Source organism: Acidovorax sp. LjRoot204, assembly GCF_056175785.1.
Genome location: NZ_JBGFFF010000051.1, coordinates 1 through 22,749, shown reverse-complemented (window position 1 = coordinate 22,749; position 22,749 = coordinate 1). Strand labels below are relative to the sequence as shown.

The window sequence follows — 22,749 nt, the reverse complement described above, 5'->3', positions numbered from 1 at the left end:
AAGGTCCCTGGAGCAGCTGACTCTCCAGGAAGCAGAAAGCGAGAGGGCTGCATGGCGACTGACTTTTCTGCCGGGTACTGGGAGCAAAACCCCGATGCATTGCTCGTGCTATCACCCCAGGGCGTGGTGCTGGAGTGGAACCCGGCGGCCGAGCTGATCTTTGGCTATTCGCAGGCCGAAGTGCAGGGGCGCTCCATCCTCGACCTGATCGTGCCCCAGGGTCGCGCGCATGAAGAGGACCTTTTCCGTGCCGAGGCCCTGCGGCTGGGCACTTCGGTGCAGGAGGCTGTGCGCCGCCGCAAGGACGGCTCGCTGGTGCATGTCAATGTATCGACCAAGGCCGTGTGCGATGCGGCCGGGCAGGTGCTGTACTTTTTGTCGAGCAAGAAGGATGTCACCCAGCTCAAGGTGCAGCGCGATGCCAAGCTGCTGGAGGCGCGGTTTCGCGACCTGCTCGAATCCACCCCCGACGCCATCGTGATGGTCAACGTGACCGGGCGCATCGTGCTCGTCAACTCGCAGGCCGAGCGCGTGTTTGGCTACCCCCGCTCCGAGTTGTTGGGCCAGGCGGTGGAGGTGTTGTTACCGCACCGCTACCGGGGTGCCCACCTGGGCCATCGCAGTGGGTTTTTTGGCCAGCCGCGCACGCGCACCATGGGCGCGGGGCTGGAGCTGCATGGCCTGCGCAAGGACGGTGGCGAGTTCCCGGTCGAGATCAGCCTGAGCCCGATCGACACCGAAGAGGGCACCATGGTGATGAGCGCCATCCGCGACATCACCGACCGCAAGCGCGCAGACCAGAAGTTCAAGGACCTGCTGGAGGCCGCACCCGACGCCATGGTCATCGTCAACCGCGAAGGGCGCATCGTGCTGGTCAACTCCCAGGCGGTCAAACTGTTTGGCTGGAGCCGCGATGAGCTGCTGGGCCAGCCCATTGAGTTGCTGGTGCCCCAGCGCTTCAGCGCTCGCCACCCCGACCACCGGCGCAACTTTTTTGCCGAACCGCGTACCCGCTCCATGGGCGCAGGGCTGGAGCTGCACGGTTTGCGCAAAGACGGCAGCGAGTTTCCGGTCGAGATCAGCCTGAGCCCGCTGGAGACGGAGGAGGGCCTGTTTGTCTCCAGCGCCATCCGCGATGTGACGGAGCGCAAGCGCATCGAGCAGGTGCTGCGCGACAAGAACCTGGAGCTGGAGAACGCAGCGCTGGTGAAAGACCGTTTTTTGGCCAGCATGTCCCACGAGCTGCGCACACCGCTCAACGCCATCATTGGCTTTACCGGCACGCTGCTCATGAAGCTGCCCGGCCCGCTCAATGCTGAACAGGACAAGCAGTTGCGCATCGTGCAGACCGGCGCCAAGCACCTGCTGTCGCTCATCAACGACCTGCTCGATGTGGCCAAGCTCAGCGCTAACAAGGTCACGCTGAACCTGGAGCCCGTGGACTGCAAGACCCTGATCGAAGAAGTGTCTGCGACACTGGAACTGGAGGCGCGACGCAAGGGCTTGGCCTTTGCCGTGCATGCGCCGCCGGTGGATGTCTTGTTGCTCACCGACCGGCGCGCGCTCAGTCAGATTCTCATCAACCTCGTGGGTAACGCCATCAAATTCACGCAACAGGGGAGGGTGGATGTGGTGCTGCAGGAGTTGCTGCTGCCCACCGGCCGCGCCGTTCAGCTGCGGGTGCAGGACACCGGGCCAGGCATACCGCTGCAGGAGCAGCCCCGGCTGTTCGAGGCGTTTTCGCGGGTCGAGAGTGCGGACCGCCGCCACCATGAGGGCACGGGCCTGGGCTTGCACCTGAGCCGCAAGCTGGCCGAAGCACTGGGAGGCACCCTGGGTTTTGACAGCACCGAAGGCCTGGGCAGCACCTTCACTCTGCAATTGCCGGAGCCCCAGGCATGACAACCACCATCCCTCCCGCCACCATTCTGGTCATCGAGGACGATGACGCAAGCCGCCTGCTGGTCACCTACCTGCTGGAAGCCGCTGGCCACCGCGTGCTGGCGGCCGAAAACGGCGCCGTGGGGCTGGACCTGGCCCTGGCCGAGAGTCCGGACATTGTGTTGTGCGACCTGCAGATGCCGGTGATGAACGGCTACGAGGTGGCTCGCGGCCTGCGCGCCAGCCCACGCTGGCGGGTGGTGCCACTGGTGGCCGTGACTGCGTTTTCGATGCCGGGCGACCGCGAGAAGGCCCTCGAAGTCGGCTTTAATGAACACCTGTCCAAGCCCATCACGCCCGAGACCTTTGTGCAGCAGATCGAGGCGTTTTTGGCTGGTGCCCACCCGGCTCCGCCCCAATCAGGTTGAATATCCAGCACGTACAGCATGGCAAAGATCCTCGTCGTCGATGACCTCCCCGCCAACCGCGCCCTGGTGGTGACCCTCATCGGGCACAGCGGCCACCAGGCGCTGGAGGCGGCCGATGGCGCCGAGGCGTTGGCCGTGGTCCGTGCCGAACGCCCCGACCTGGTGATCTCCGACATCCTGATGCCGACGATGGACGGTTTTGAGTTTGTGCGGCAACTGCGCTCAGAACACGGCTTGGCGGCCACGCAGGTGATCTTTTGCAGCGCCCACTATCACGAGGAAGAAGCCCTGCGCCTTGCCAAGGCCTGCGGTGTGACCCAGGTGCTGTTCAAACCCTGCGAGCCGCAGGACATCCTGGCCGCCATCGAGCAGGCGCTCACGCAGATCCTCCACCAGCCCTCGGTGGCGTTGGAGCACAGTTTTCAGACCCGCCACCTGCAACTGATGACTGACAAGCTCACCGGCAATATGGCCGAGCTGGAGGCCATGAACCGGCGCCTGTCCGCGCTGACCGATCTGAACCTGCAGCTGGCCTCCGAGCGCGATCCGCAGGTGCTGCTGGCCAATGTGTGCCGGGGTGCGCGCGAGCTGGTGGGTGCGCAGTACGCCGTGTTGTGCGTGGTGCGCAAGCACAGCGACGGTGCCATCACCTGCACCAGCGGCATGGACCCGGCCCTGCAGAACGGACCGCTCGATCTGCCTGTGGTGTCGCATGGACTGTTGGGGCAGCTGCGGGCCGAACGCCGCCCGCAGCGCCTGGTCAATGCCGGAGGCGACCCTGTGGCGCTCGGCTTGCCCGCAGGCTATCCCCCGGTGCACACGGCAGTGATCGCACCCATCGTGTCGTTGTCGTTCTCCTATGGCTGGCTGTGCCTGGCCAACAAGCTGGGGGACGATGCCTTCAGCGCCGATGACGAAAAAGTCCTTGCCATCCTGGGCGCGCAGGTGGGCCGCATTTACGAAAACGGCAGCCTCTACCTGGAGATCCAGCAGCACGCCGACCAATTGCAGGTGCAGGTGCAAGAGCGCCAGCGGGCCGTGGATGCGCTGCGTGCCAACAAGGCCAGCCTGCGCCGGGCCCAGGCGCTGGCCAAGATATCCCACGTCATCAGCGGGCCCGATGGCGCCTTCGAGAGCTGGCTCGATACCTTGCCCGACATGCTGGGCCTGGACGAAAGCGCCATGCCCCGGTCGGCCCGCGAATGGCTGGCACTGGTGCACCCCGATGACCGCGACATGTTCCGCCGCCATGCGCTGCAGGCCGCCCACCTGGGGGCGCGCATGGATTTCACCTACCGGGTCCTGCGTGGTGACGGCCAGCCGCTGTACTTGCGCCAGGTGATGGAGCCGCTGGAGGACGAGGCGGGCCGTGGGGAGCAGGGCCGCTGGTTCAACACCATCCAGGACATCACCAAGGAAAAGCGCGCCGAAGAAGAACTGCACGAAAGCGACCGCCGCTTCAACGACATGCTCGACAAGGTCGAGATGATCTCGCTGATGCTTGACTGCGAAGGACGCATCACCTACTGCAACGACTACCTGCTGCGCCTGACGGGTTGGCAGCGCGACGAGGTGTTTGGCCGCAACTGGTTCGATCTGTTCGTTCCACCCGAGATGGGCGATGTGCGCAGTGTTTTTGCTGACGTGCTGGCCGATCGGCCGTCGGCGTGGCACTACGACAACGAGATACTGACCCGCTCTGGCGGGCGGCGCCTGGTGCACTGGAACAACACCGTGTTGCGCTCGGTGGGCGGGCAGGTGACAGGGGTGGCAGCCTTGGGAGAAGACATCACGGCGCGCCGGGATGCCGAGCGGCGCATCAAGCGCCTCAACCGCGTGTACGCCGTGCTCAGCGGCATCAACACCTTGATCGTGCGCGTGCGCCAGCGCGACGAGCTGTTCCGCGAGGCCTGCCGTGTCGCGGTGGAGCACGGCCAGTTCAAGATCGCCTGGATCGGCCGCGTGGACCATGCCCTGCAAGAGGTGGTGCCGGTGGCGCTCGCCGGGGCCGGGGCGGAGTTCCTCATGCATGTGCGGCGCCGGTTGTGGCTCAGCGAAACCCCCAGGGAGGGCGAAAGCCTGAGCGCCAGCGTGGTGCGCACACAGCAGGCCGCGGTGTGTGAAGACATTCAGAGCGACCCGCGCATTCTGGTGCCGCAGGAGCTGGCTGCGCGCGGCGTGGCATCCATGGCAGTGTTGCCCTTGCTGGTGGCGCACGAGGTGGTGGGCGTGATCGCCCTCTTTGCAGACGAAGCCGGGTTCTTTGACGATGACGAGATGCACCTGCTGACCGAGCTGGCGGGGGACATCGGTTTTGCCATGGACCACCTCGACAAGGAAGAGCGGCTGAACTACCTAGCGTACTACGACGACATCACCGGTCTGCCCAACCGTACCCTGTTCCTGGAGCGCAGCGGCCAGCACCTGCGGCCGCGCGAAGGGGCCAAGGCGCTGTTGGGCATGGGGCTCATGGACATCAGCCGGTTTCGCTTCGTCAACGACACCCTGGGGCGCCAGGAGGGGGACGAACTGCTCAAGCAGGTGGCGCAGCGGCTGCAGCAAGCGGCGGGCGACGCGTACGACGTGGCGCGCATTGGCGTCAACAGCTTTGGCATCGCCGTGACCGATGCGCGGGATGCGGGCGCAGTGGCGCTGGCGCTGGACGGGTTGATGCGGGCCTGTTTTGATGCGCCCTTTGTGCTGGGCGGCACGGAGCTGCGCATGGCGGCCAAGGCCGGTGTCGCGCTGTACCCCATGGATGGTGCCGATGCAGAGACCCTGCTGCGCAACGCCGAGGCGGCACTCAACAAGGCCAAGGCCTCTGCCGACAGCCTGCTGTTTTACACCTCGGAGATGAACACCCGCGTGGCGGAAGCCCTGAGCCTGGAAGGCCGCCTGCGCGACGCATTGGAGCAGGGCCAGTTTGTGCTGCACTACCAGCCCAAACAGCACCTGGCCACGGGTGCCATCGCCGGGGCCGAGGCCCTGATCCGCTGGAGCGATCCCCGCCGGGGGCTGGTGCCACCCGCGCAGTTCATCCCCATTCTGGAAGAAACCGGCCTGATCTACGACGTGGGTCGCTGGGCCCTGCGCCAGGCCCTGGCCGACAACCTGCGCTGGCGCCAGGCGGGGCTGGCGCCCCTGCGGGTCGCCGTCAATGTGTCGTTCTTGCAGCTGCGGCACCGGGGCTTCATTGCCGAGGTGCGCGACGCCGTGTCCCACGACGCAGGGGCGGCCGCTGGGCTGGAGCTGGAGATCACCGAAAGCATGGTCATGGACGATGTGCAGCACAGCACCGCCAGCCTGCATGCGTTGCGCGAGATGGGCATCACCATTGCCATCGACGACTTTGGCACGGGTTTCTCATCCCTGAGCTACCTCGCCAAACTGCCGGTGGATACGCTCAAGATCGACCGGTCCTTCATCCTGAACATGGCCTCAGGCCCGCAGGGCGTGGCGCTGGTGTCCACCATCGTCAACCTGGGGCACTCGCTGGGCCTCAAGGTGGTGGCCGAAGGTGTGGAGACCGAGGACCAGTCCCGGCATCTGGCGCTGCTGGGTTGCGACGAGATCCAGGGGTATCTGCTGAGCAAGCCGGTGCCTGCGGAGGTGTTTGAAGCGCAGTTTCTTCAGTCAGCGGTGGCCGATTGACAGAGCATGTCTTCGGCGTGTTTGCGCTTTAGTCCACAACGGGCTGTCTGGTCATTTGTTAAGGCGATTCGCGCATATGCAGCGTGTGCGTTGCAACGACATTTGCCAGCACCTCATCATGGGTAACCAACACTAAAGCAGCCCCGGATTCGTGTACGGCATCTAGCAGTACCTGTATAGCCTCTTGCTGCGTGATGGGGTCCAGGCGCGAGGTGGGCTCGTCGGCAAACAGCAGCGCTGGTTGCGCCACCAGCACGCGCGCCAGCGCAATGCGCTGCAACTCGCCGCCCGAGACTTGGTCGGGCCTGCGCGCCAGCAGGTCCTCGGGCACGCGCAGCTGCGCCAGGCGCTGCTGCACGGCCTTCCAGTCGCAGCGGTGCAGCCGGGCGGCGTCGCGCAGCGACTGGGCCAGGCTGATGTGCGGAGCAAACGAACTGACCGGGTCCTGGTACAGCTTTTGGAACGCATGCGGGCGCAGCCGGGCGCTGCGCTCCACACGGCCTGTGTCGGGCGCCACCAGGCCCAGCAGCACATTGCCCAGTGTGCTTTTGCCGGTGCCGCTGGGGCCTTGCACGGCGATGCGTTCGCCGCTGCGCAGTTCCAGGTCCAGCGGCGCAAACAGCTTCTGCGCACCATAGGCTTTGGAGATGCCATGCGCCTGTACGACGGGCTCACCCAGCGTGGGCTCGGCAAACGGCAGCCAGCGGGCCGGGTCGGCCCGCAGCAACTGGCGGGTAAAGGCGTGCTGCGGCGCGGCGGCCACGGTGTGGATGTCGCCTTGCTCCACCGCCTGCCCGTGGCGCAGCACGATGACCTGGCCGCCCAGCGCCTGCGCCACCTGCATGTCGTGGGTGATGGTGAGCAGGCAGCCGCCTGTCTTCAGCACGCCCTGGAACAACTCCACCATGCGGCCGCGCCAATGTGCGTCCAGGCCCTTGGTGGGCTCGTCCACCATCAGCACCGGGGCGCCCCCGGCCAGGGTGATGGCGGCCACCGCGCGCTGGGCCATGCCGCCCGACAGTTGCCAGGGGTAGTGGTTGCCCGCGCCGCCCAGGCCCGCAGCGCCCAGCACCTGTTCGGCCTGTGTGCTGGCGGCGCTGGGGGGCTGCTGGTGCAGCAGGCGGTACACCTCGGCCAGCTGCGGCGCCACGCGGGCCAGGGGGTTGAGTGCCAGCGAGGGCTCCTGCGGCAGCAGCGCCAGCTTGCGGCCCCACAGGGCGCGGCGCGCGGCGGCGTCCTGGGCGCGGGTGGTGGTGCCATCCAGCGTGATCTGGCCCGTGGCCTGCAGCGCAGGCGGCAGGTTGCCCATGATGGCCTGGGCCAGCAGCGACTTGCCCGCGCCGCTTTCGCCCACCAGCGTGAGCGCCTCGCCCGGCCGCAGGCTGAAGCCGATGTCGCGCAGCAGCCGCTTGCCGCCCACATGGATGCCCAGCCCCTCCACGGCCAGCAGAGCGTCGGATTTCAAAGGCGTGGTCATGACGTCTCCCGGTCGGGGTTGAGCAGCATCATCGCGGCCACCAGCCACACCAGCAGCGCGGTGGGGGCGGCAATGAGCCACGGGGCTTCTTCGTAGTAGGGCATGGCCTCGGTCATCATCAGGCCCAGCTCGGGCGTGGGCGGCTGCATGCCCACACCCACAAAACCCAGTGCGGCCAGCGCCAGCACCGCTTGCGACGTGGTGAAGGCCAGCAGCGTGCCCAGCGTGGGCGCCAGCGCAGGCAGAAGGTGGCGGCGCAGCACATAGCCGCGCCCAAAACCCAGCAGGCGCGATGCCTGCACCGCGTCGCCCGCCAGCACGGGCCGGGCCACCGCGCGGCTCACGCGGAAGTATTCGACCCACAGCGCCGCCGACAGGCCCGCATACAGCGCCCACAACGCACCGGGCGCCAGGGCGGCCACCAGCAGCACCAGCAGCAGGCCGGGGATGGCGAGCACCGAGTCCGACAGCATGAGCAGCGCCCGCTCGGTGCGCCCACCGCGCCACGCGGCGGCAATGCCCAGCAGCGTGCCGGGCACGGCGGCGCTCACGGCCGCCAGCAGCGCCATGCCCAGAGACAGCTGCGCCGCATGCGCCAGCCGCGCCAGCTCCGAGCGGCCCAGCACATCCGTGCCCAGCCAGTGCTGGGCGCTGGGTGGGGCCAGGGTGTTGCGTAGGTCCTGCACCACCGGGCTGGCACCCACCAGCCAGGGGCCGAGCAGGGCAAACAGCGCCAGCAGGCCGAGCAGGGCCAGGCCCAGCATGGTGCGCAGCGGCCAGCGAGGCTGGGCCACCAAGCCGCCAACTGGCGACGAAAGAGTGGAAGGTACGGCACTCATGCAGCTACCTTCTGGGTATGCCGAGGGTCCAGCGCGAGGCACGCCGCATCCACCAGCAGGTTGAACACTACAAACAGCACGCCCATGCACAAGGCCGTGCCTTGCACCACCGGGATGTCGCGCCCAAACACGGCGTGCACCAGCGCATGGCCAATGCCGGGCCAGGCAAACAGCGTCTCCACCACCAGCGCGCCCTCCACCAGAAACAGCGCCTGCACGCCCAGGTAGGCTGTCACCGGCACGGCGGCATTGCGCAGGCCGTGGCGCACCAGCGCCTGCCAGTCGCTCAGGCCCTTGGTGCGCGCAAATTCAAAGAAGGGCGACACCACCACCTCCAGCATTGCAGCGCGGGTCACGCGCGCCAGCCCGGCGGCCAGGCCCAGCCCCAGCGTGAGCGCGGGCAGCACCAGGCTGGCCTGGCTCTCGTCACCGCCCGCAGGCAAAACGCCCCACTGCACCGCCACCAGCAGGATGAGCAGCACCGACAGCAAAAACGGCGGCAGCGCGCGCAGCACCACGGCCATCAGCCAGCTGGCCTTGTCCACCCAGCCCTGGGGCCGCAGCCCGGCCCACACGCCCAGCGGCACACCCACGGCAAAGGCAATGGCCAGCGCAGCGGCCGACAGGCGCAGCGTGGCGCCCAGGTGGTGCGTGACCTCATGCCACACCGATCGCTGCGACACCAGCGACTGGCCCAAGTTGAAGGTGGCCATGTCGCGCCACCAGTGCAACAGCGCCAGCCAGCCGGGGCGGTCCAGCCCCAGCTCCTCGCGCACGGCGTCGGCAGCAGCGTTGCTCACCAGGTCATAGCCATAGCGGCCCGCCGCCACGCGCATGGCCAGGTCGCCCGGCAGGGCGCGCACCATCAAGAAGCACAGCGTGCCGATCAGCAGGGACACGGCGAGCACCTGCACCAGCCTGCGGCCGAGCAGGGCGGCCCAGGGTTTTGAAATCAAGGGGTTCATGGGTTGTTCCACTCCATGCCGGTCAGGCGGTAAGAACGCTCCAGCGGGTCCAGCGTGACGCCCGCCAGCCGGGGGGCCACGGCCACATGCTGGCGGTACCACGCCACGGGGATCACGGGCAGCTCCGCTTGCAGGGTGTGCGTGATGGATTGCCGCAGCGAGCGCGTGCGCTCGGGCGGCGTCTGGGTGCGCGTCAGTTCGTGCAGGGCCTGCACTACGGTATCGCTGTGCCAGCCCATCGCGCCCCAGTCGCCGCCCTGGGCGGCAAAGTCGCCCGCCAGCGTGCCTCTGGGGTCGGGCACGTTGGCGTAGTTGCGCGCAGCCAGCGCCAGTTGCAGGCTGCCGTCGCGGTGGCCCCGGGGCACGTCGCCCGAGTTGCCGATGCTCACCTTCACGGCCATGCCCGCCAGCCGCCATTGCTCCTGCAAGGCGGTGGCAATCAGCGGCAGCTCGGGCCGGTCCACAAAGGTGCGGATCACCAGGTGCAGCGGCTGGCCCTCAGCATCGCGCAGGCCGTCGCTGTGGCGCTGCCAGCCAGCGGCCCGCAGCAGGCGCGCGGCAGCTTCGGGGTCGTGCTGCAGCGGGGGCAGGTGCGGGTTGTGCCACGCGCCCAGCGTGGGGGGCAGCAGCTGCGTGGCGGCCAGCGCCTCGTCGCCCATCAACGCCAGGGCAATGCCCGCGCGGTCGATGGCCAGGCTCAGCGCCTGACGCACGCGCACATCGCGCAGCGCGGGCAGGCCCGCATTGAGCTTGACGATGACGGTGCGCGGCAGCGTGACCGACGCAATGCGAACTTGCGTGCGACTTGTTTGCGCCGGGTTCTGCGCATGGTGCCGCAGCCGCCGCAGGCTGGCGGGGTCCAGCCCGTAGGCCAGGTCGGCCTGGCCGCTCTCGGCCATCAACGCGCGGGTTTCGGCACGGCTGGCGGCCAGGTAGCGCACGGCGGCAATGGCGGGGCGCGGGCCGTCGTAGGCATCAAACACCACCGTCTCTACCTGCTGCGGTGGCACCAGCACCGCAATGCGGTAGGGGCCGCTGCCAATGATGCTGCGCACCTTGCCGTCGGCGCCATAGCTGGCAGGGGCCAGCACCATGGTGCTGGAATGCGCCAGCAGCGCGGGCAGGGCGGTGTGGGGGCGTTGCAGGCGGATGAGCACCGTACCTTCGTCAGGCGCGGTGATGGACTCGATGGGCGCCTGGCTCAGCAGTGCGGGCGCCACCTGTGCTGCCTGCAGGCTGCGCACCACGGCGGCGGCCGTCACCGGCGTGCCATCATGAAAACGCGCCCCGGGCCGCAGCTCAAAGTGCCACACCAGCCCATCCGCCGACCGGCGCCAGAGCCGCGCCAGCGCGGGCCGTGGCTGGCCGTCGTCTGCGGCGTCCAGCAGGGTTTCGGTGACCTGCATGCGCGTGAACACATAGCCACTGCTGGCGGGCGCCAGGCCGCTGATCTCCCACGGGCCGACGATTTGCAGCGGTGCGGGGGCGGAAGCGGGTGGTGAGCCTTGTGCCCAAGTGGCGGGCAGGGCGCCTGCCGCCAGCGCGGCCACGGGGGCCTGCAAGGCGCGGCGCCGGGTCAGGGGTTTGAGGGCGGAGGAGAGTGTTGTCATGCAGGTCACCGGCACCACTTAGAACTTGGCTTGCAGGCCCACCGTAACGGTGCGCGCTGCCCCCGGCGCCACCCACACGCGGCTGTACGAGCTGGTGTAGTGCACCTTGTCAAACACGTTGTCCACGTCCAGCGACAGGTTCAGCGTGGGGCTCAGGCGCCAGTACGCCATCAGTTTGGCCGTGGTGTAGCTGGGCAGTTCAAACGCGGCGGTGCCCGCATTGGCCTCGGCCTGCGTGCGGGCCTGGCCCAGGCGCTTGCCCATGTGGGTCACGCCGCCGCCCACGCCATAGCGCTGGCCGTTGGCCAACTGGTTCTCGTACACCGCCAGCACGCTGCCGTTCACGCGCGGCACGTTCAGCAGGCGGCCGCCCACCTCCAGCGTGTTGTCGCGGGTCACCTCCACGTCGTTGATGACCAGGCTGGCATTTACGCGCCAGTGGGTGCTCAGGCGGCCGGCCAGGTCCAGTTCCAGCCCCCGGCTGCGCACCTCGCCTGCAGCGGCCGAGAAGCCCGCGTTCAGCGGGTCGCTGGTCAGCACATTGCGCTTGGTGATGTCGAACAGCGCAGCCGTGGCGCCCAGGCGCTGGTCGGCGCTCTCCCACTTGGCGCCCAGCTCTAGCGCACGGGATTTTTCGGGATCAAAGCCATTGCCCGCCACATTGCTGCCCGTGTTGGGGCGGAACGAGCTGCCCGCATTGGCATACACCGTCCACCTCGGCGTGGGCAGCCAGCTCACGCCCAGGCGCGGCGACACGGCCGAGGGGCTTTGCGCCGTGGTGCGGTGGGTGATGCGGTTTTGCAGGCTCTGGTCGTAGTGGTCGGCCCGCAGCCCGGCCATCACGCGCCACTGCTCACCCAGCTTCAGGGTGTCTTGCACATACAGCGCGGTGTTGCGCTGCTTCTCCAGCGTATCGGTGTTGCGCCCCGGCGTGGGCTGGGCCTGGCCGTAGACGGGGTTGAAGATGTCGATGGCATAGGGCGCGGCAGCGCTGGGGTTCACGCGCAGCATCACCGAATCCATGCTGAAGCGGTAGCTCTCCACCCCCACCAGCAGCTCATGCTCCAGCCCGCCGGTGCGCAGGTTGCCCTGCAGCTCGGCCTGCACGGCCACATCGTCCGACTGAAAGTCGCGATACCGCCGCTGGCGCGTCAGCGTGCGGCCATTGGCCTGCAGGGCTGTGGCTTCGGTCGAGAAGCCTTCCATCCCCGTCTCGCGGTACGACAGCCCCACGCGGCTGCGCCAGTCAGGGTTCCACTCGTGCGACAGCACCAGTTGGTGCGTCTGGTTGGTCACCGTCACATCGCCATCGGCAGGCTCGCCCAGAAAGCGGCTGGCGGGCACGGCCCCAAGGCGGTTGTTGACCGCCACCACGCCCCGGTCCAGCGGAGTTGCGTGGCGCAGAAATTCAGCCGTGTACTCCAGCACCGTGTCAGGCGAGAGCTTCCACGTGAAAGCCGGGGCCACCACCTGCCGCTGCGCGCGCACATGGTCGCGAAAGCTGCCTTTGTCTTCCACTGCCACATTCAGGCGGTAGGCCAGCCGCTCGTTGATGGGGCCGGTGGTGTCCAGCGCCGCACGGCCCAGGCCGTAGCTGCCCGCGTAGGCCTCCACCGAATGGGCGGCCTTCCACAGCGGCTTCTTGCTCACGATGTTGAGCGTGCCGCCGGGCTCGCTGCTGCCATACAGGGCCGCCGCCGGGCCTTTGAGGAACTCCACCCGCTCCACCCCCGACAAGTCGCGCGGCGCATTGAAGCCCCGGTTGGACGAAAACCCGTTGAGCAGTGTCGCCATGCCCGTGTTCTCGTTGCCCGGCAGCCCCCGGATGGCGATGTTGTCCCACAGCCCGCCAAAGTTGTTCTGGCGCGAGACCCCGCCCACATAGTCCAGCACATCATCCAGCCGCGTGGCACCCAGGTCGTCCAGCGTCTGGCGCGACATCACCCGCACGGATTGCGGCAGCTCGCGCAGCGGCAGAGTGGTCTTGGCGCCCTCGGCCTCGTCGGCGTAGTAGGTGCCCGAGGCACTGCGGCCCACCACGTCTACGGCAGACAGGGTGGGTGGGGTGACCACATCGCCGTCTGCGGCCCAGGCGGGGTGGAGGGAGGCCAGCAGGGCGGCGGTAGCCATGGCCGTCAAGGTGGGGCGTGGCAGGGCGGCAGGGCGTGAAGAAGAAAGAGAAGCAGAGGAAGAACGCATGGCAAACCAGTCCAAAAGCGGTGTGTGCAAAAGCCAGGAGCAACGCGGCCCACATCCGCCTGGGAGTTGGCAGGCGCACATGGCCGCGTGCCCACACCCACCCCACGGGGGTGAATGCAAGGGCAAAAACGAAAAGGGGATGCGCTGGGGAGCGCAGGCTGGCTGGGGTCTGACGCGTGTCAGGCCCGCTGGGCTGGCGGAGGATCGCGTGCAGCAAACGGCCAGCGCACCTGCTGGGCCGTGAAGGGGTCTGCGCCTTGCGGCGCGATGGCGCTGGGTTCTGCGGGGACTTGCGGTGGGCGCGCCGGCGCATGCGCCAGCCCCGCCTCCAGCGCGTGGGTCAGGCACCAGGCGCAGGTGGTGTGTGTCTCTTCGCTGTGCTCGTCGCTGGCTGCGGAGCTGGTTGCCGCGTAGGCATCCACATTGCCTGCGGTTGCTGAAGCCGCTGCGCTGCGCACCAGCTCCTGAATGTGCCGCGCCTCATGCAAGGGCGCACCCGCCAGCGCGTTGAACAACGCCACCAGCAGAAGCACGATGTGGAAAGGCAGGGCGGGGATGGTGCGGCGCAGCATGAGGGGATGCGAATCATACTCAACTGCGGGAGGTGGCGCGAGGAAGTGCCGATGGGCCGGTTACGCAATTTGGCAAGCTATAGTCTGCCGGGTTAAAGCTGCCGGGTTTGACGGAAATTTTATCCCTGGATTTTCGAACAGCTCCATGGCTGCAAACATAAGCCCCGAGCTACCTCCAAGAGGAATCAATGTCCACAATATCCCGCCCAGCCCAGTTTATTTCGCAAAGTTTGCGGGATATCTTATGTTTTGCATTTTCTTATACCGAGGTTGTTCATGGCCATTGAATCTCCGCTATTTCAGAGTTCCATGGAGTTATTTGGGCATTCAATAACTCATTTTAATGGAACAAGCGAGCTGGACAGAAAGCTTGTCATTCTGCATCTATCTAATGCAGTAGAGCTCCTGTTGAAAGACATGGTTCTTGACGGAGGGGAATCGATTTACAAAAATCCCAAGGAAACAATAACCATCAATGGCTGCATTGAAACCCTTCGATCAAAGTCCCTGACAATACCTTACCTGAATAAACTAGAGCTGCTGATCGACGAAAGAAATGCGTTGCAGCATAGATTTGGGTCGCCAAATGAGTTAACAACTATTTTTTACATGAATCTGGCGAAAGATTTTTTTAGGGAAGTGTTGAAGCTGCATTATGGTCAAGATCTATATGAGGTTCTTCCGCAATTTGCGGAAGAAAAAGATTTAGATGCTCTCATGATGCGTGAACCAGTAAATGAATCGGAACTGGAAAACCTTAAAAAGTTGGGAAAAGTGCATCCACTTGGAGCTTTGCTGGCTGCCATTGCATATCTTGAAAGAGCAATTTTAAAATTCGGAGAAAGTGTCGGCATTGCAAACAAATTCGGCTCCAACATGCCAATATCTGGGCGCTACCTTGAGATAAATGGGATTGAGTTGCCAGAGGACCTGAAAGAAAGACTCGATAAAACTCGACGCCTAAGGAATATGGCTGCACACGGAAGGGCAGAACCAACGCGAGACGATGTGGTAACCGCAATCTCAACGATCGAAGAGCTTGAAGCTTTCCTAAGCAAGCAGGACATTGAAAGCACCAAGGACAAGGTGTTTCTCGCCAGAAAACGAAGGGAAGCAGAGAGGCCCAACTACGACAACAGCAGGGTACTTATGCCGCCAGATCAATGGATGCATGAGGTGCTGAAAAACTTTCTTATGGTTGAGCCCTCGCTGGGGCAGAAAAAATTTATTATCGAAGTAAAAGAAGGAAAGATTATGCTCTCTGAGCTACCAGAGACGCTTCCTGGCGACGCGAGATCATTCGAATATATTTTTGTGCTGAATGATCGGGGTGACAATATCTCTAGTGAATCCGAGCGCATTAAATTGGAAATCATAAGAGATTGCGCGGTAGGTGCAGTACCGCAGGTCTAAAAGTGACGCTCAACAGCGCTCCCTTTAGTCGCTGAACTCGGCAAAGCTGCGCTTTGGCTCGCCGGTTAGCTCTACGTTGCAACGATAGCGCTCTAAAACTGAAGCACCATCGAAAGTAAAATTCACCGAGTTTTGAGGATTTTTTACACCAGTCTGTCCAAGAGAAAACGCCAGCAAATGCTGGCGTTTTTTATACTGAAGTGCCGAACACTACCCCTTCTGCACCATCTTAATAATGCTGGAAAAATCCAGCCCCCCATGCCCCGCCAGGCTGTGCGCCGCATACAAATTGCGCGCCATCCCCCCCAGCGGCGTCGCAGCCTTCACCGCCATCGCGTTCTCCTGCGCCAAGCCCAAATCCTTGAGCATCAGGTCCGTCCCAAACCCTCCCGCGTAGCCCTTGCTGGCGGGCGCGGTTTCCATCACGCCGGGGAAGGGGTTGTACTTCTCCAGCGCCCAGTTGCCGCCCGAGCTGCGGCGCATGATTTCGCTCAGCACCTTGGGGTCCAGGCCGTTGGCAACGCCCAGGGCAATGGCTTCGCTGGTGCCTGCCATCAGGATGCCCAGCAGCATGTTGTTGCAGATCTTGGCCGTCTGGCCTGCGCCCACGGCGCCTGCGTGGAAGATGTTGGCGCCCATTTTTTCGAGCACGGGGCGGGCGCGTTCCAGGTCGGCAGCGTCGCCGCCCACCATGAAGGTGAGTGTGCCTGCAATGGCGCCGCCGGTGCCGCCCGAGACGGGGGCGTCGATAAAGGCCACGCCCTTGGCTTTGGCGGCTTCGGCCACTTTGCGGGAGGTGGCGGCGGCTATGGTGGAGCAGTCGATGATCAGCGTGCCCGCAGGCAACTGGGCCAGCAACTCGCCCGCGCCGAGGAACAGGCCTTCCACATGCTGGCTGGCGGGCAGCATGCTGATGACGACTTCTGCGCCTGCGACTGCTGCCTTGGCGTCGGTGGCGATGGGCACGCCGTCCGCGGCCAGCTTGTCGCGGGCGGGTTGCGAGAGGTCGAACGCGCGCACTTCGTGGCCTGCCTTGTGCAGGTTGTGTGCCATGGGGCCGCCCATGTTGCCGAGGCCGATGAATGCGATTTTCATGCTGTGTTGCTCCTTGATGTCGTTGTGATGGTGAAAGGGAATGGGTGCAGCTTTGTTATGAATTTGATAGCTATAAAGGCTTATCGATTGCGCGGTAGCGGCCTAAAAAGCTTGAAATCTAGGGGCTGATGTCGGCCCCACGCTGGGCCAGCTCGGCGCGCAGCACCGAGCGGTGGCAGCGGGCTTCGTCCTCGCAGTAGCAGCCCAGCGATAGGGCGCCGTGGTGCGACAGGGCGGCCAGCAAATCCAGCGTGCGGCTGGCTTCCGGCTGGGCCAGTTCTTTGCGGAACTGTTTGGCGAAGGCTTCCCACGCCTTGTCGCCTTCTTGGCCGGGGGGCACCTGCTGGCCCTGGGCCATGAGGTCGGCGCTGGGGGAGAGCAGGGGGTACCACACGTCGTAGTAGTCGCGGCTCGCAAACTCGGCCTTGGGCACGCCACGCGGCGGGCGGCGCACGGTGCCGATGCGGGTGCCTTCCCCGGCGGCGCGCGGGGTGCCAAGGCGGAGGATGCGAAGGGACATGGTGGGGCTCCGGGTGGGTGGGTGTAGGGGCGAGTCAGTCGTCGGCTTCGAAGATGCTGTGCTTCTTGGCGGTCGGCTTTTTGGAGAGGGGCTTTGCGGCTTTGGCTGCGGCACCTTTTGTGCGCGCGCCTGTTGCTGTGACTTTCTTCGGCGTGGCGGGCTGGGCTTTGGCGACACTCCTTTTTTTCTTGGGCGGTGCAGCCTTGGCGTGCGGGTTGTAGGCCAGCGCTTCGTCAATCCAGAAGCTCCACTGCGTCCGGGTAGAAAACCCATTGGGCTCCACCCAGAAATAGCCCTTCATCCCGCCGCCCGGAGAGAGTTCGCGCGTGTTCTGCATCTCCTGCAGCTCGCCGTGCCGCTCCGGCGGCAAGCGCACCAGCAGCTCCTCGCCCTTGACTGCGATGCACATCTTGCCGTCCACGAAGAAGGCGTGCGTTCCAAACAGGGCGCGTTCTTCCACGTCACTGCGGTGCGCTAGCGCCGTGCGCACGGCGTCGATCAGGTGCAGGGTTTCGTCAGACAGCGGGCGGGCGGGCATGGTGAGAGCTAAAAATGCCGGTAGCGCTAGTGCAATATGCCTGGGTAGCTATGAATGTTGTAGCTACCGGATGGCCTCTGTGGCATCTCCATCCAGCATGCGCCGCGCAATGATCACCCGCATGATTTCATTGGTGCCTTCCAGAATCTGGTGTACGCGCGCGTCGCGCAGCAGGCGCTCCAGCGGGTATTCGCGGATGTAGCCGTAGCCGCCGTGCAACTGCAGGGCGTCATTGATGACGGTAAAGCCTGCATCGGTGGCAAAGCGCTTGGCCATGGCGCAATAGGTGGATGCGTCGCGCGCCCCGGCGTCCAGCTTGCTCGCGGCCAGGCGCACCATCTGGCGGGCGGCGACGAGTTCGGTCGCCATGTCGGCCAGCTTGAACTGCAGGGCCTGGAAGCTGGCGATGGGCTTGCCAAACTGCTTGCGGTCTTGCATGTATTGCTGGGCGGCATTGAGCGCGCCTTGCGCCGCGCCCACCGAGCAGGTGGCGATGTTGATGCGGCCGCCGTCCAGGCCCTTCATGGCGATCTTGAAGCCTTCGCTCTCGCGGCCCAGCAGGTGGTCGGCAGGGATGCGCACGTTGTCAAAGCTGATGGTGCGGGTGGGCTGGCTGTTCCAGCCCATCTTCTGTTCCTTCTTGCCGTAGCTGATGCCAGGTGTGTCGGCGGGCACGGCAAACGCGCTGATGCCGCTGGCGCCCGATGCTGCATCCCCAGTGCGGGCCATGAGCACCAGCACGTCGGTGCTGCCTGCGCCGCTGATGAAGGCCTTGGCGCCGTTAATGACGTATTCGTTGCCCACCAGCTCGGCGCGGGTCTTGAGCGAGGCGGCGTCGGAGCCCGCGCCGGGCTCGGTGAGGCAGTAGCTTGCGAGCTTTTCGCCGGTGGTGAGCAGCGGGCCCCAATGGTCGCGCACGGCGGGCGTGGCCCAGGTGCCCAGCATCCACGTGGCCATGTTGTGGATGGTGATGAAGGCGGTGGTGCTGGGGTCCACAGCCGCCATTTCTTCAAAGACCAGCGTGGCGTCCAGGCGGGGCAGGGCGAGGCCACCGGCGGCTTCGGGTGCGTACAGGCCACAAAAGCCCAGCTCGCCCGCCTTGGCGATGGCTTCTTTCGGGAAGATGCCTTCCTCGTCCCAGTGCGCGGCGTGGGGTGCGAACTCAGCTTGTGCAAAGTCGCGGGCCGTCTGGGCAAAGGCGCGTTGTTCTTCGGTGAGTTCAAAGTCCATGGTGTTCTGTCTCGTCGTCGGTTCTTGTTGTTCTGGTGGCCTTGCTCAGGGCTTGGCGGACGGGTGGTCCAGCGTGAGCCAGCGCATCAGGCCCTTGCGGCGCGCCTGGGTTTCGGCCGTGAGGCACTCGTGGTACAGGCGCGGCCACTGGGGTCGCGATTCGTTGCTGCGCTGCGCCTGCTTGCAGCGGGTGGTGCGCTCGCGCTGCCAGGCGGTGTGCTCCTGCCGCAGCTGGGGCCGCTCGTGGGCCGACAGGGCGCGCATCACGTCGCCGTAGAGGATGGCGATCTCGGTGTCTGCCGCCTGGAAGGCTTGCACGGCGCAGGCGTTGGTTTCTTCCACGGTGCCACCGGGTTTGCAGGCGGCACCAGCTTGCGCGTGGGCATCGGCCCCGATCAGCATCACGCTCGCAGCACCGAAGACCATGGCCCATCTCTGCATCGTTGTCTGAAAAGTTTGCATGCCCTGCTTTTACCACCGCGCACAGTCGTTGAAACCGGCGCGGCCCAGGCCAGTGCCACCGTGCAAGGGCCGCCCCGCCGCACGGGTGGCGTCCCCCTTCCCTCGCAAAGCGCGAGAGAAGGGGGAAGGCGCGCAGCGCCTCAGGGGGATGTCACTTCAAGCTAATCGTCGTGTTCACACCATGCGAGATGGTGCTGTCGTCAAACCAGCGCGCCGTCACGGTCTTGGTCTGCGTGTAGAACAGCACGACCTGCTTGCCGTAGGGGCCCAGGTCGCCCAGCTTGGAAGCGCGCGAGCCAGAGAACGAGAACAGCGGCACGGGCACAGGGATTGGCACGTTGATGCCGACCTGGCCCACGTCGATCTCTTCTTGGAACTTGCGGGCTGCAGCGCCCGATTGGGTGAAGATGGCAGTGCCGTTGCCGTTGGGGTTGTCGTTGATGAAGGCAATGGCTTCATCGATGTCTGCCGCAGCCGACAGGCACAGCACGGGGCCAAAGATTTCCTGGTCGTAGATGCTCATGCCGGGCTTGACGCCGCTGAACACCGTGGGGCCCACGAAGTTGCCCTTTTCGTAGCCAGCCACCTGCGGGTTGCGGCCATCCAGCTCCAGCGTGGCGCCGTCGGCAATGCCGCGCTCGATCAGGCCCTGCACGCGGTCCTTGGCGGCGCAGGACACCACGGGGCCCACGTCCGTGCCTTTTTCTACACCGGCGCTCACCTTCAGGGTCTTGGCCTTGGCAACCAGCTCGGGGATCCACTTTTGCGCCTCGCCCACCAGCACCACCACCGACAGCGCCATGCAGCGCTGGCCAGCGGCGCCAAAGGCAGCACCGGCCAGGGCGTTCAGGGTCTGTTCCTTGTTGGCGTCAGGCATCACGATGGCGTGGTTCTTGGCGCCCATCATGCATTGCACGCGCTTGCCGTTGAGGCTGGCGCGGTTGTAGACATGGGTGCCCACCTTGGTGGAGCCCACGAAGCTGATTGCCTTGATGTCCTTGTGGTCGCAGATCGCGTTCACAGCGGCTTCGCCACCGTGGATCACGTTGAGCACGCCAGGGGGGATGCCCGCTTCGAGCGCCAGCTCCACCAGGCGCATGGTCACCATGGGGTCTTGCTCGGAGGGCTTGAGCACGAAGGTGTTGCCCGTGGCAATGGCCATGGGGAACATCCACAGCGGGATCATGGCGGGGAAGTTGAAGGGGGTGATGCCTGCGCACACGCCCAGCGGCTGCAGCAGGGTGTAGGTGTCCACGCCGCCAGCCACGTTGTTGGCCAGCTCACCCAGTTGCAGGTTGCCAATGCTGGCAGCGTGCTCGACCACTTCCAACCCACGGAACACATCACCTTCGGCGTCGGGCAGGGTCTTGCCTTGCTCTGCCGTGAGGATGGCGGCCAGCTCGGCCATGTTTTCGCGGATGAGCTGCTGGTACTTGAGGAAGATGCGGGCGCGGGTGCCGATGGGGGTCTTCTTCCAGGTCTTGAACGCTTCCTTGGCCGAGGCCACTGCGGCATTGATTTCATCGGCCGTGGCAAACGGCACGCGGGCCAGCACTTCTTGCGTGGCGGGGTTCACCACATCACGCCACTCGGTGGACTTGGATTCGACGAATTTGCCGCCGATCAACAGTTTGACGGTGGGGGCCAGCACGGCCGTGGAAGTGGGTGCGTTCATGGGTTTGTCTCCTGGAAAAAACGGGCAAAGGTGCGGGCAGGGTGCCCGGAACTTCGCCATCCTAGCTGTGCAGAATTGTCTGCACAATAGACAATGGTGCGCACGAGGTTTGCAAAAATGCACATCGCTGCTTTTACCTCCGACCTTTGCGCATCCTTGTTTGCGTAATTGCTCACTGATTCAAGGACTACCCCGTGGACTGGGACAACCTGCGCTACTTTCTGGAGCTGGCCCGCGCTGGCACGTTGGTGGGGGCCGCGCGCCGCCTGGCCGTAGACCACACCACGGTGGCGCGCCGCCTGCAGGCGCTCGAAAAGCAGGTGGGCTCCGCCCTGTTTGCGCGCGAGGCGGGCGGCCACCGGCTGACCGAGGCCGGGCGCGCACTGCTGCCCCAGGTCGAGGCCATGGAAGCCGCCTTTCTGGCGGTGGAAAACGCCGCCCCCGGCGTGCGCCAAGGCCTACATGGCCTGGTGCGCATTGGAACCACCGAGGGCTTTGGCAACCTGATCCTGGCGCCCCAGTTGGCCCGGTTTGCGCTGGACCACCCCGGTCTGGTGGTGGACCTTCTGGCCCTGCCGCGCCTGGTGCACCTGTCGCGCCGCGAGGCCGACATCGTCATCTCGCTGGAGCGCCCGGCGCGCGGCGCGGTGGTGGTCGTGAAGCTCACCGACTACGTGCTGCAACTGTATGGAGCGCGCAGCTACCTGCAGCGCCATGCCCCCATCCACACGCCAGACGACCTGCGGGGCCACACCTTCATCAGCTACGTGGACGACCTGCTGTTTAGCAAGGAGCTGCAGATCCTGGACGAGCTGCACCGCCCCGCGCATTTCGCACTGCGCAGCACGAGCATCCTGGCCCAGTACGAAGCCGCCCGCGTGGGGGCGGGGCTGGCTGTGCTGCCCGCCTTTGTGGCAGCGCAAGACCCATCGCTGGTGCCTGTGCTGCCGGGGGTGGCACGCTTTCAGCGCACCTTTTGGATGTCCATGCCCGGTGACAACAAGCACGTGGCCCGCATGCAGGCCACGTGGGCGTTTTTGCGGGAGGCGGTGGCGGCTCAGCAGGGGTTGTTGTTGCCTGCGGTGATTGCTACTTAATTGATAGCTGATAAGTCAATTTCGACTAGCACTACAGCCCGTTGGATTCCATTTCCTGATCTTTGGGGGCGCTACCTGTGCGGCTGGAGTCCATGGCTCAGGACACGTTTCGAGGGCGCTCGTGTCGGGGCGGGTATTGGGTGTTTGTCCCCAGCTTTTGGGCCGACCTATCGACGCAACACTTGCCCCGGCGTCCGCCACTGCAGCGGTACCAGGTCATACAGCGGGCTGGGCTCGCGCTGCCAGCCGCTGGTGGGTGCAGCGTTGGTCATGCCGGTGGGCGAGCTGTTGGTGCCGATGTGGAGGCCTGCGAGCTGCTGCATCCACGCGACGTCGATGGCGCCGCCTTGCAAGGGTCTGGAGAAGATCAGCTCCAGCATCTTGCGGCCCTGTGGGTCGCCGCTGCTGGCTGCTACCTGGTACAGGCGCACGGCCTCGGTGTAGTTGGCAGGTACGCCGTCGCCGCGGTGGTACCGCTGGGCCTCCGCGTACCAATCTGCAGCGCTGTAGCGGGCTGATCGGGTGCGGGCGTTGGGACCGCTCTGGATGCGGCGGGCCAGAAGGCGGGCGTTGGCAGCGGCGGCCTCGGATTTTGCAGACGCTGATTGAAACTGGACCATCGCCTGTTCGAGATCGCCGCTGGCGATGAACTCCAGCCCCAGTTCGTTGCCGGCCTGCGCGTTGCCGGCGCGCACGGCTTGCGTCAACAGTTTTTGAAGCGATGGGCTGGTCGTCGCTGGGGCCGCCGAGCCGGGATATCGGTCGGGTGAGGACGAGCGGGGCTCGGCCAATGGGGCCAATGCCTTGGCCGCATGCCATTCGAGGTATTTGGCAAGCCCCGGATCGGCACGGCCCACCAGCGCAATCCAGTACATGGCGGTTGAAGGATTGGGTGCTGCCACGCACCCGCTGAGCTGGCACCACGCAAGGCCCGCAGGTGCCAGGGGGTGGCTGAGCATTTGCGCACGTTCAAACCAGTGCTGGGCCTGCGCCGAGTCAGCGGGCATGGCCAGGCCATGCAACGCCAGCAATCCCAAAAGCCACGCCGCATCGGCAGGCGTCAGGTCGCCCGTTGATCGCGTTGTAGGGGCAGGGGG

Annotated in this window: 18 protein-coding genes; 5 read left to right on the top strand and 13 right to left on the bottom strand. The window is 65.5% G+C overall.

Annotated features, from left to right (window positions below; genetic code table 11):
- Positions 1–51 precede the first annotated feature (51 nt).
- From AC04MI_RS11370 to AC04MI_RS11360, 3 genes are read left to right on the top strand one after another with little or no spacing between them, the layout of a single operon-like run.
- Positions 52–1,902, top strand: coding sequence for a PAS domain S-box protein (locus AC04MI_RS11370; RefSeq protein ID WP_056062435.1), 1,851 nt, complete (start codon positions 52–54; stop codon positions 1,900–1,902).
- A complete protein-coding gene (locus tag AC04MI_RS11365; protein WP_395454813.1) occupies positions 1,899–2,309 on the top strand; it encodes a response regulator in 411 nt (136 codons plus the stop codon). The genes AC04MI_RS11370 and AC04MI_RS11365 overlap by 4 nt, the downstream gene beginning before the upstream one ends.
- An 18-nt stretch (positions 2,310–2,327) precedes the next feature.
- Entirely contained in the window at positions 2,328–5,960 is a 3,633-nt protein-coding gene (locus AC04MI_RS11360) for an EAL domain-containing protein (RefSeq protein WP_476497824.1), read from the top strand.
- Positions 5,961–6,018: 58 nt separating this feature from the next.
- On the opposite strand, the gene AC04MI_RS11355 is transcribed toward AC04MI_RS11360, so the two are convergent.
- The 6 genes from AC04MI_RS11355 to AC04MI_RS11330 all read right to left on the bottom strand — a co-directional run bounded on the left by AC04MI_RS11355 (position 6,019) and on the right by AC04MI_RS11330 (position 13,622).
- Positions 6,019–7,437, bottom strand: coding sequence for an ABC transporter ATP-binding protein (locus AC04MI_RS11355; protein ID WP_476497823.1), 1,419 nt, complete (start codon positions 7,435–7,437; stop codon positions 6,019–6,021).
- Positions 7,434–8,276 carry an ABC transporter permease gene (locus tag AC04MI_RS11350; RefSeq protein WP_476497822.1) on the bottom strand — a complete coding sequence of 281 codons (843 nt, stop codon included), beginning with the start codon at positions 8,274–8,276 and terminating at the stop codon, positions 7,434–7,436. Before AC04MI_RS11350 ends, AC04MI_RS11355 begins: the two co-directional genes overlap by 4 nt.
- Positions 8,273–9,241, bottom strand: coding sequence for an ABC transporter permease (locus AC04MI_RS11345; protein ID WP_476497821.1), 969 nt, complete (start codon positions 9,239–9,241; stop codon positions 8,273–8,275). The genes AC04MI_RS11350 and AC04MI_RS11345 overlap by 4 nt, the downstream gene beginning before the upstream one ends.
- On the bottom strand, positions 9,238–10,851 hold the full coding sequence (locus tag AC04MI_RS11340) for an ABC transporter substrate-binding protein (RefSeq protein WP_476497820.1): 1,614 nt from the start codon (positions 10,849–10,851) through the stop codon (positions 9,238–9,240). Before AC04MI_RS11340 ends, AC04MI_RS11345 begins: the two co-directional genes overlap by 4 nt.
- Before the next feature lie 18 nt (positions 10,852–10,869).
- Positions 10,870–12,981, bottom strand: coding sequence for a TonB-dependent siderophore receptor (locus AC04MI_RS11335; RefSeq protein ID WP_476497827.1), 2,112 nt, complete (start codon positions 12,979–12,981; stop codon positions 10,870–10,872).
- Positions 12,982–13,229: 248 nt separating this feature from the next.
- Complete coding sequence (locus AC04MI_RS11330; protein ID WP_476497819.1) at positions 13,230–13,622, bottom strand: DUF2946 family protein; 393 nt, start codon at positions 13,620–13,622, stop codon at positions 13,230–13,232.
- A 276-nt stretch (positions 13,623–13,898) separates the two neighbouring features.
- Between AC04MI_RS11330 and AC04MI_RS11325 the strand changes: the two genes are divergently transcribed.
- Positions 13,899–15,035, top strand: coding sequence for a DUF4145 domain-containing protein (locus AC04MI_RS11325; RefSeq protein ID WP_476497818.1), 1,137 nt, complete (start codon positions 13,899–13,901; stop codon positions 15,033–15,035).
- A gap of 210 nt (positions 15,036–15,245) precedes the next feature.
- Here AC04MI_RS11325 and mmsB read toward each other — a convergent pair whose 3' ends face one another.
- The 6 genes from mmsB to AC04MI_RS11295 form a co-directional block, all read right to left on the bottom strand.
- On the bottom strand, positions 15,246–16,172 hold the full coding sequence (gene mmsB, locus AC04MI_RS11320; RefSeq protein WP_476497826.1) for a 3-hydroxyisobutyrate dehydrogenase: 927 nt from the start codon (positions 16,170–16,172) through the stop codon (positions 15,246–15,248).
- Between the two features lie 76 nt (positions 16,173–16,248).
- Positions 16,249–16,650, bottom strand: coding sequence for a DUF488 domain-containing protein (locus AC04MI_RS11315; RefSeq protein WP_476497817.1), 402 nt, complete (start codon positions 16,648–16,650; stop codon positions 16,249–16,251).
- Positions 16,651–16,684: 34 nt separating this feature from the next.
- Positions 16,685–17,188, bottom strand: coding sequence for a TfoX/Sxy family protein (locus AC04MI_RS11310; RefSeq protein WP_108498669.1), 504 nt, complete (start codon positions 17,186–17,188; stop codon positions 16,685–16,687).
- Between the two features lie 63 nt (positions 17,189–17,251).
- Positions 17,252–18,418, bottom strand: coding sequence for an acyl-CoA dehydrogenase family protein (locus AC04MI_RS11305; protein ID WP_476497816.1), 1,167 nt, complete (start codon positions 18,416–18,418; stop codon positions 17,252–17,254).
- A 45-nt stretch (positions 18,419–18,463) separates the two neighbouring features.
- Complete coding sequence (locus AC04MI_RS11300) at positions 18,464–18,844, bottom strand: lysozyme inhibitor LprI family protein (protein ID WP_476497815.1); 381 nt, start codon at positions 18,842–18,844, stop codon at positions 18,464–18,466.
- 187 nt (positions 18,845–19,031) lie between these two features.
- A complete protein-coding gene (locus tag AC04MI_RS11295) occupies positions 19,032–20,555 on the bottom strand; it encodes a CoA-acylating methylmalonate-semialdehyde dehydrogenase (protein WP_476497814.1) in 1,524 nt (507 codons plus the stop codon).
- Positions 20,556–20,749: 194 nt separating this feature from the next.
- Here AC04MI_RS11295 and AC04MI_RS11290 point away from each other — a divergent pair, with 194 nt between their 5' ends.
- Positions 20,750–21,652 (top strand): LysR family transcriptional regulator, encoded by a 903-nt coding sequence (locus AC04MI_RS11290; protein ID WP_056062476.1) that lies wholly within the window; start codon positions 20,750–20,752, stop codon positions 21,650–21,652.
- Between the two features lie 167 nt (positions 21,653–21,819).
- Here AC04MI_RS11290 and AC04MI_RS11285 read toward each other — a convergent pair.
- Positions 21,820–22,749, bottom strand: a 930-nt coding sequence (locus AC04MI_RS11285; protein ID WP_476497813.1) for an SEL1-like repeat protein, incomplete at its 5' end; no start/stop codon positions are given.